The organism is Salinibacterium sp. VpJ6 (assembly GCF_059767345.1).
Window position 1 is genome coordinate 231,443 of the sequence record NZ_JBSOQL010000003.1, and the last position, 8,872, is coordinate 240,314.

At 62.3% G+C, this 8,872-nt stretch carries 10 protein-coding genes; 7 read left to right on the plus strand and 3 right to left on the minus strand.

Translation table 11 applies throughout. From position 1 onward, the window contains the following. Positions 1 to 30: 30 nt before the first annotated feature. Genes ACWTV1_RS11895 through ACWTV1_RS11910 form a run of 4 tightly spaced genes read left to right on the plus strand, consistent with a single transcriptional unit; the run spans position 31 to position 4,209 of the window. Complete coding sequence (locus ACWTV1_RS11895) at positions 31 to 1,230, plus strand: argininosuccinate synthase (protein ID WP_100390110.1); 1,200 nt, start codon at positions 31 to 33, stop codon at positions 1,228 to 1,230. Between the two features lie 2 nt (positions 1,231 to 1,232). Further along, the gene (gene argH / locus ACWTV1_RS11900; RefSeq protein WP_498505481.1) at positions 1,233 to 2,669 is read left to right on the plus strand and encodes an argininosuccinate lyase; all 1,437 of its coding nucleotides are present in this window, start codon (positions 1,233 to 1,235) and stop codon (positions 2,667 to 2,669) included. 2 nt (positions 2,670 to 2,671) lie between these two features. Then, complete coding sequence (locus ACWTV1_RS11905; RefSeq protein ID WP_498505482.1) at positions 2,672 to 3,259, plus strand: DNA-3-methyladenine glycosylase; 588 nt, start codon at positions 2,672 to 2,674, stop codon at positions 3,257 to 3,259. Further along, on the plus strand, positions 3,259 to 4,209 hold the full coding sequence (locus tag ACWTV1_RS11910) for a DUF817 domain-containing protein (RefSeq protein WP_498505483.1): 951 nt from the start codon (positions 3,259 to 3,261) through the stop codon (positions 4,207 to 4,209). Before ACWTV1_RS11905 ends, ACWTV1_RS11910 begins: the two co-directional genes overlap by 1 nt. A 76-nt stretch (positions 4,210 to 4,285) precedes the next feature. Here the strand turns inward: ACWTV1_RS11910 and ACWTV1_RS11915 are convergent, their stop codons facing one another. Then, positions 4,286 to 4,840: a hypothetical protein gene (locus tag ACWTV1_RS11915; RefSeq protein ID WP_100390114.1), complete on the minus strand. Its 555-nt coding sequence runs from the start codon at positions 4,838 to 4,840 to the stop codon at positions 4,286 to 4,288. Then, entirely contained in the window at positions 4,837 to 5,475 is a 639-nt protein-coding gene (locus ACWTV1_RS11920) for a DNA-binding protein (RefSeq protein ID WP_498505484.1), read from the minus strand. Before ACWTV1_RS11920 ends, ACWTV1_RS11915 begins: the two co-directional genes overlap by 4 nt. Positions 5,476 to 5,610: 135 nt before the next feature. On the opposite strand from ACWTV1_RS11920, the gene tyrS reads away from it, so the two are divergent. Beyond that, complete coding sequence (tyrS, locus tag ACWTV1_RS11925) at positions 5,611 to 6,921, plus strand: tyrosine--tRNA ligase (protein ID WP_498505485.1); 1,311 nt, start codon at positions 5,611 to 5,613, stop codon at positions 6,919 to 6,921. 28 nt (positions 6,922 to 6,949) lie between these two features. On the opposite strand, the gene ACWTV1_RS11930 is transcribed toward tyrS, so the two are convergent. Then, entirely contained in the window at positions 6,950 to 7,540 is a 591-nt protein-coding gene (locus ACWTV1_RS11930; RefSeq protein ID WP_498505486.1) for a TetR/AcrR family transcriptional regulator, read from the minus strand. A 48-nt stretch (positions 7,541 to 7,588) separates the two neighbouring features. Here ACWTV1_RS11930 and ACWTV1_RS11935 point away from each other — a divergent pair, with 48 nt between their 5' ends. Next, on the plus strand, positions 7,589 to 8,071 hold the full coding sequence (locus tag ACWTV1_RS11935) for a DUF3995 domain-containing protein (protein WP_498505487.1): 483 nt from the start codon (positions 7,589 to 7,591) through the stop codon (positions 8,069 to 8,071). Positions 8,072 to 8,080: 9 nt separating this feature from the next. Next, positions 8,081 to 8,641, plus strand: a complete 561-nt coding sequence (locus ACWTV1_RS11940) for a dihydrofolate reductase family protein (protein ID WP_498505488.1) — start codon at positions 8,081 to 8,083, stop codon at positions 8,639 to 8,641. Positions 8,642 to 8,872 lie beyond the last annotated feature (231 nt).

Genomic DNA, 8,872 nt, shown 5'->3' on the forward strand with positions numbered 1-8,872 from the left:
ACTGATTCACGACGTCAAGGAGATAAACACATGTCAGAACGCGTAGTTCTCGCCTACTCGGGCGGACTCGACACATCCGTAGGTATTGGCTGGCTCAAGGACGCCACCGGCAAAGAGGTCGTCGCGCTTGCGATTGACGTCGGCCAGGGTGGCGAAGACATGGATGACATCCGCCAGCGCGCCCTTGACTGTGGTGCTGTTGAGTCGGTTGTTGTTGACGCGAAGGATGAGTTCGCGGATGACTTCCTCATGCCAGCGCTCAAGACCAACGCGCTCTACCAGAAGCGTTACCCGCTGGTGTCGGCACTGAGCCGCCCGCTGATCTCTCGTCACCTTGCCCTTACGGCGAAGGCCCTTGGCGCCGACAGCGTTGCTCACGGGTGCACCGGTAAGGGAAACGACCAGGTGCGCTTCGAAGCTGCCGTCGCTGCTCTCGCTCCCGAACTCACGAGCATCGCTCCTGTACGTGACCTTGCGCTTACTCGCGACAAGGCCATCGTGTACGCCGAAGAGCACAACCTCCCCATTCGCCAGTCGGCAGCAAGCCCCTACTCGATCGATAAGAACGTGTGGGGCCGTGCGGTCGAAACCGGTTTCCTCGAGGACCCGTGGAACGCTCCGATCGAGGAACTCTACGAGTACACCTCTGACCCCGAAGCAGGGCTCCCCGCTGAAGAAGTCACCATCACCTTCGAAGCTGGTATTCCGGTTGCGATCGACGGAGTCGCAATGTCGGCTCTCGCCATCGTTGAGCACATGAACGCGCTCGCCGGCAAGCACGGCGTTGGCCGCATCGACATGGTTGAAGACCGTCTCATCGGCATCAAGAGCCGTGAGGTCTACGAAGCTCCCGGCGCGATGGCTTTGATCGCCGCGCACGAAGAGCTCGAGTCGCTCACAATCGAGCGGGACCTCGGCCGCTACAAGCGCGGAGTCGAAGCCGAGTGGTCGAACCTCGTGTACGACGGACTCTGGTTCTCCGGCCTCAAGCGTTCGCTCGATGCCTTCGTTGAAGACACTCAGCGCTACGTCAGCGGAGAGATCCGTATGACGCTGCACGCAGGTCGCGCAGTGCCGACCGGCCGCAAGTCAGAGCAGAGCCTCTACGACTTCAGCCTCGCCACCTACGACACCGGTGACACCTTCGACCAGTCGTTGGCTAAGGGCTTCATCGATCTCTGGTCACTGCCGAGCAAGATCTCGGCTCGTCGCGACGCAAAGCAGGGCTAATCATGGCGCAATCTGCCGAAACTGGTGAGGGACAACTCTGGGGAGCCCGCTTCGCAAGCGGACCCTCACCCGAGCTTGCCCGATTGAGCAAATCGACTCACTTCGATTGGCAGCTTGCGCAGTATGACCTCGCCGGTTCGTGGGCGCACGCTGTTGCGCTCGCGGCCGCGGGGTACCTCGATGATTCCGAGCTGGAGACCATGCAGGATGCCCTGCGCTCGTTGAGTGCAGCGGTTGCCGATGGCAGCTTCACGGCTCTCGAATCCGAGGAAGACGTTCACGCCGCTCTCGAGCGCGGACTGATCGAGCGCGCTGGTGCCGACGTCGGAGGCAAACTCCGCGCCGGTCGCAGCCGTAATGACCAGATCGCCACTCTCGTGCGCATGTACCTCCTCGACCACGCGGGTGCTATTTCCGCGATGGTCGTTGACCTGATCGACGCGATCGTGGCACAGGCCGAGAAGCACGACACGGCGATCATGCCGGGTCGCACGCACCTCCAGCATGCGCAGCCGGTGCTGCTCGCACATCACTTGCTCGCCCACGCGTGGCCTCTTGTGCGCACGCTTGAGCGCTTCCGTGACTGGAAGGCTCGGGCATCCACTTCGCCGTATGGCTCTGGTGCTCTTGCTGGCAGCACGCTCGGGCTCGACCCGGCGCTGGTTGCTCGGGAACTTGGCCTTTCTCGGCCCACCGAAAACTCAATCGATGCCACCGCGAGCCGCGATGTTGTCGCGGAATTCGCCTTCATCACTGCGCAGCTCGGTATCGATATTTCGCGACTCAGCGAAGAGATCATTCTTTGGAACACTCGCGAGTTCGACTTCGTGCAGCTCGATGACGCGTATTCCACGGGGTCGTCGATCATGCCGCAGAAGAAGAACCCTGACATCGCTGAGCTTGCTCGCGGCAAGTCCGGGCGCCTCATCGGTAACCTCACGGGGCTGCTCGCCACGTTGAAGGCGTTGCCGCTCGCGTACAACCGCGACCTGCAGGAAGACAAAGAGCCCGTCTTCGATTCAGTCGAGACGCTTGAAGTCTTGCTTCCCGCCTTCACCGGCATGATTGCCACGCTCCGGTTCAACACCGAGCGCATGGCGGAGCTCGCGCCGCAGGGCTTCTCACTGGCTACCGACGTCGCGGATTGGCTCGTACGCCAGCATGTTCCGTTCCGTGAAGCTCACGAGATCAGTGGTTCGCTGGTTCGCTTCTGCGAAGAGAACTCGCTTGAACTTCACGAACCGACGGATGCCGACTACGCCACGATCTCACCGCACCTCACAGGTGATGTTCGTGCGGTCCTCACGGTGGAGGGCTCGGTTTCGAGCCGTGCCGGCGTGGGCGGAACGGCTCCCGTGCGCGTTGCCGAGCAGCGTGCCGAATTGACTGAGCGTGTTCGCGTTCTCGCCGCCGCTCTTGACCCGCAGGTTCTTAGCTAGACGTGTTCGATCTGCTCAGCAGGCCGGCGACTGAGGTTGCTCCGCTGTTGCTGGGGGCTGTCGTGCGCGTTGGCGAGGTCGCCGTGCGGCTTACCGAGGTCGAGGCGTATATGGGCGAGGCCGACCCTGGCTCGCATGCTTTCCGCGGGCCGGGCAAACGCAACGCCGTCATGTATGGCCCGCCCGGTCACCTCTACACGTACTTCACCTACGGCATGCACACGTGCGCGAACGTGGTGTGCATGCCCGAGGGTGTTGCGTCTGGAATCTTGCTGCGGGCGGGCGAAGTAATCGAAGGCGTGGATGTCGCGGCCGAACGTCGTGCGACATCCAAGAAGCCTGCGGACCTCGCGATGGGCCCCGCTCGTCTCGCGGTGGCGCTCGGAATTCGTTTGGATGACGCTGGCACCGACCTGCAGACCGGCCGCGTTCGCCTAGAACTGCCCGAGTCGCCGTCTTTGTTCAGCGCGGGGCCGCGCACGGGCGTCGCCGGCGAGGGTGGCACTGATGAGTATCCGTGGCGCTTCTGGATTCCGGGGGAGCCGAGCGTCTCCCCGTATCGTGCCGCAGTGAAACGAAAGCGCCCCTGATGGCCCGCTTTACTCCGCTCGAGCAGCGGATTGACGAGTGGGCACATCGGCGTCTCGACCGGGTGCGCGGCACGTCCGCGAACCGGCAATCCGCCGGCACGTCCGCGAAGTCGAGCCTTGCCACAAACAACAGCTCCGCGTCGCAACGAATCCGCACGTGGACCATCGAGTTCACGGTGTTCGTGCTCAAGCAGGCGTGGGCCTGCGTGTTCGGGGGAGCGCTACTCGCCGTTCTCGTACTCACGCGCCTCTGGTATCCCGAGTCGGCATCCCTCGCCCGCAATGACTTTTTGGTGCTCGCAGCTCTCGCCATCCAAGTTCTTATGGTTGTCTTCAAGCTAGAGACGCTGCGCGAACTGCGTGTGATCATCCTTTTCCACATCGTGGGTACCGTGATGGAAATTTTCAAGACGGATGCGGGATCCTGGACGTACGAGGGCGACGGCGTGCTGCACATCTTCGGCGTCCCGCTCTATAGCGGCTTCATGTATGCGGCGGTCGGCTCGTACATGGTGCGCGTCTTCCGCCTCTTCGAACTGCGCTTCGATCACTATCCGCGGCGCTGGATCACCGCGGTCGTGGCCGCGTTGATCTACATTAACTTCTTCAGCCACCATTTCATCGTCGACGTCCGGTGGTTCCTCGTCGCGGCCATCGCGGTGGTCTGGTGGCGCACCGTCATGCACGTCAGGGTGTCGCGGGCGCGGTTCCGGATGCCCGTGCTCGTCGCCTTCGTGTTGGTGTCGATTTTCATTTGGATCGCTGAAAACGTAGCAACCTGGTCAAATGCGTGGGTTTACCCGAATCAGTCGGACGGCTGGGAACTGGTCTCAATCGCGAAGCTCGGTTCGTGGCTGCTGCTGATGATCGTGTCGGTGGTGCTCGTCACGTGGGTCGAGAAACCTCGGCCTCCCGAGTCGCTTAGCGAGAGCGAAGCGCTTAAGTCGTAGCAGAGCATCCGTGACGCAGCACCGGTAACGCAGCACTCGTAACGCAGCACCGGCAACCTAAGGGCGTCGGGGCTGTTTAGCGCCCGACGAGCAGCGCCGCGGTGCAGAGTCCAGCCCAGACGAGGCTCACGAGGGTGCCAATGATGAACCGCTCGCGCGCCGCTGCGTTCTCCAGTTCAGAGAAGCGACCGAGTCCTTTGATGGCCACGATGATGGCGATGGCGCCGGGCTGCCACACCATAAATGAGGCGATGAAGGCGAAGCGCTCGAGATAGCCGATGGTCGTTCCGCCGCGCAGAATTTCTCGCTCGGGCAGCGGAGAGTCGGCGTCGATGACGAGGATCCCGCCGTGTTCGCCGCGGGGTGCCGGATACGAGGCGAGCGAGAGCACGAGCGCAACGAGGGGGCTTCCCGCGATGGTGGCGAGTGCGACGAAGGCTGCGCTGAGCAAGATGACGAGTCCCGAGACATCACCCGGTAGAGGGTTGCCGGTAGATCCCAGGATGAGGGCAAGGCCGACGGGCAGCAGCGAAACGGTGGCGAGCCAGTACTTGTCGGTGCGGGCTGCGACCATGGATGCGCCAATCGCTCCGATTGTGAAAACGAGTACCGCGATCCACCAGCCGATCATGACGTGCCTTCCTCTGCGCTGAGCGCGTTGTCAGTTAGTACTCCACTGTGTGCTCTGTCGAGCAGGTTTGCAAGAGCGCGAACGGCCTCTTCTTCGGTGCGTAATCCGGCCACGAGTGCACGTTGGCTTGCCGACTGTGGTGAGATGCCGAGGCGTTCGGCGGCATCGGCCTGAGTGATGCCGGTGCTGAGGAGGTCGTAGAGTTCCCAGCCGTTGGCGGTGCGCCGCCCGCGCAGCAAAATCAATAGTTCGAGCAGTGGTTCGATGTCTCGCGCTAGTTCACTGTCGGGGTCAGATTGCACAGCGCATTTGGCCGGGCTTTTCTTGGCGCGGTCGATGGCATCGCGGGCCGCGAGAAATGCGGCGCCGCTCGTGGCGCGCACGTTGGACCCGTAGGGCAGGGGCACGGTGCCAATGCCGATTCCCACGCTCCACTGTTCGGTGCGCGTCAATTCGAGGGTGATGTCGAGGGCGGCGTGAGCAGAGGTCAGCAGCATCTGGGCTTCGTCTCCGGCCGTGCGTTCTGCGGGGAGGGCGAGGTCCTCCGCGCGCTCTCGGTTGATGCGCTGCAGAGTTTCGGCTACGGCATCCGCGCTGCTGCGGCTGTTGCGTTGGTCTGCGGTAATCACGAACATCCCTAAAGGCTACAGCATTGATTTCACAACATCAGGCCCACAAGCCTGATTCCTCTGAATCAGTGCCCCAGCACTGAGGCTCGCGCGGCCGTCGTTGCTCTCAGCACCCCTCCGAAAGGCGCTACGGTTAATGACGTGTCAGCGACAGCATCAGAATCCCTCAGTACTCAAAGCAACGACGACTCTTTCGAGAGCCTGTGGCAAGAACTCACGTGGCGTGGCCTCGTGCATGTCTCCACCGACGCGGATGCCCTCGAGAAGCTTCTCGATGGTGACCCGATCACGTACTACTGCGGATTCGATCCCACGGCACCCAGTCTTCACTTGGGAAACCTTGTACAGCTGCTGTTGTTGCGCCGCCTTCAGCTGGCCGGCCACAAGCCTCTCGGACTTGTGGGGGGAGCGACCGGTCTTATCGGCGATCCCCGTCCCACTGCCGAGCGCACTCTGAACGACAGCGAAACCGTCGCCGAGTGGGTTAGTTACTTGCAGGGTCAGGTTTCGAAGTTCTTGAGCACCGAGGGTGACAATGCCGTGCGCATGGTCAACAACCTCGACTGGACAGCGCCCATGAGCGCGATCGACTTCTTGCGCGATGTCGGAAAGTACTTCCGCGTCGGCACCATGATCAAGAAGGATGCCGTGAGCGCGCGCCTTAACAGCGACGCCGGCATCAGCTACACCGAGTTCAGCTACCAGGTCATGCAGGGCATGGACTTCTTGGAGCTCTACCGCAACTACGACTGCGTATTGCAGACCGGTGGCAGCGACCAGTGGGGCAATCTCACGAGCGGGAGCGACCTCATCCACAAGGCTGAGGGTGCGAGCGTTCACGCCATCGGCACCCCGCTCATCACCAACTCCGACGGCACCAAGTTCGGCAAGAGCGAGGGCAACGCCATCTGGCTCGACTCGAACATGACGAGCCCCTACGCGTTTTACCAGTTCTGGCTCAACACCGATGATGCGGATGTCATTCAGCGACTGCGTATCTTCACGTTCTTGTCGCGCGAGCAGATCACCGCTCTCGAAACTGCTGTGGCCGAGGCGCCGTTTAGGCGTGAGGCGCAGAAGACACTCGCCTACGAAGTGACTTCTCTCGTGCACGGTCGCGCTGCAACGGAGGCGGCGATCGCTGCTTCCGCTGCTCTATTTGGTCAGGGCGAGTTGGCATCTCTGGATGCGGATACCCTCGCTGCGGCGCTGCGCGAGATTGCTCACGTCGAGACGTCTGCGGAGGCTACGATCGTCCAGCTGCTCGTCGACACCAAACTGGTGTCGAGCGCGAGTGAAGCGCGTCGAGCTATTTCGCAGGGCGGCGTGTACCTCAACAACGTTGCGGTAGCGGATGACCAGGCCACAGTGGGCAGTGACCTCCTCGCTGGAAACGTAGCGGTTCTCCGTCGCGGCAAGAAGACGCTTGCGGGAATCTTCGTCACGTCCTAGCAGGCGAGCGGCCTAGTTGCCTGGTGTGCTACTGCGCCGAGGCGCTGCCTGCTTCGGGTGGCGTGAGTTTCTGCACCATTTCGGCGATGTCTGCTGAGGTTCCGGTTCCGACTTGAGCGTCGGCGGGGAGGGTGTGACGCAACACCTGCAGCCCCAAATAGGTCGAGTAGCACGAGCGCGCCCACAATCGTGCGCGATGATCGTCGAGGCCGAAATCCCGGTAAATCTCCTCTAAGAAGCGCAGTCGCGCGCTCGTTACGGCGTCGATGACGGGCGTTGCGATCGGGTCGCGTGAAGTGAGGATGTAGTACTCAAGCCCGTCGCGCGGATCACGACCGATCGAGGCGCCCAGAATGGCAGCAAGTCGTTCGTGTGGTGATTCCAGATCGCTGAGTTGATCGATCAGATCCTGAGTCGCACGCTTCTTCCATAGTTCGAGCGCGCTGTCGAGAAGGGAAGCTCGTGAAGAGAAGTGGTGATACGCGCTGCCCTTGGTGACGCCGAGTTCGGCCGCGACGCGTTCCATGTTGATGGCCGCCAGGCCTTCTCGTGCTCCGAGCACGAGGGCTGCTTCGGCCCAACGCTCGGGAGTTAGTCGCTCGGTACGGGGGAGTGCCATGGGCAAATCGTACTCCGCGAATCCTGAAGCGGATGCTAACCTCACGTTATGAACATACGCCTGCGTATCTTGGCTGGGTCATTCCTCGCGATGGCCCTCGCCGTGCTGGGAACGCTTCATATCCTGTGGGCTTCAGGCATTCCGTTTCCGGCGAAGTCTTTCGACGAACTTAGTGGCGCCGTGGTGCCGAGCGGGGTCTGGCCAAGCCCGGCGCTCACGTTCCTCGTTGCCGCGGCGCTGTGTGCTGCGAGCTTCGCTGTCGTGCTCCGGATGCTCGACCTCACGCGTCCGCGTTCGATCCTGACCCCGTGGCTGATCTTCGCGAGCTACGCCTTGGCGGTTATCTTTGCGGTACGGAGTTCCCTCGCGTTCCTCGTCAGCTCTGGGCTGTGGGGTATCAATCCCGCGGATGCCACCTTCCATCGCTGGGATCTCCTGGTGTACTCGCCTCTGTGCCTGCTGCTCGCATTGAGCGCCCTCGCGCTACGGAGAGATGACGGCTGCGATGGTGATGTCGTCCGCCGCGCGTAGCCTGACCCTATGTCGCGCATCCTTTACGAAACCGCATCCACGTTCAATGGATTCATTGCGGATGAGGGCAACTCGCTCGAGTGGCTATTCGCCGTCGAGTCCGACGAGGCCCCCGCCGTTGCTCCGAAAGCGACCGTGATGGTCGAAGGCTCAACGACTTACGAGTGGGTGCTGAAACACGAGGGCTTGATCGCTCAGCCACACAAGTGGGCCGAGTATTTCGGCGACAAGCCCACTTTCGTCTTCACCACCCGCGATCTCCCCGTTCCCGACGGTGCCGATGTGCGCTTTCTGCAGGGAAGTGTTGCGGATGCTCTGCCCGCGATTCGGGATGCGACCGGCGATGGCGACATCTGGATCGTGGGTGGGGGAGAACTCGCCGCGCAATTCCTCGACGCCGGCGCCCTCGATCAGATCTCGATCTCTTTCGCTCCAGCCGCGGTCGTCGGGGGAGCACCTGTCTTCCCTCGCGTCTTCGGGCCCGAGCGTCTTCGCCTGGTTTCAGCAAAAGCAGTAGGCCAGTTCGCTCATCTTGTCTACGACGTGTTGCCCGCAACTCCCGCAACATAGTCCTGTGCCGAGTGCCGAGTGCCGAGTGCCGAGTGCCGAGTGCCGAGTGCCGAGTGCCGAGTGCGGAGTGCGGAGTGCGGAGTTCGGGCGGATGCCGCCCAGCCGGCGTTGACGTAGACCGTCATATCGGGTTGCTGGCGCTGACGGACGCCCGCCCGCGAGCCCGGCAGAATCCACACCCGTGGGCATTCACGGGTCGTGACCAGCCTTCACTAATTGGCCCATCTGAGC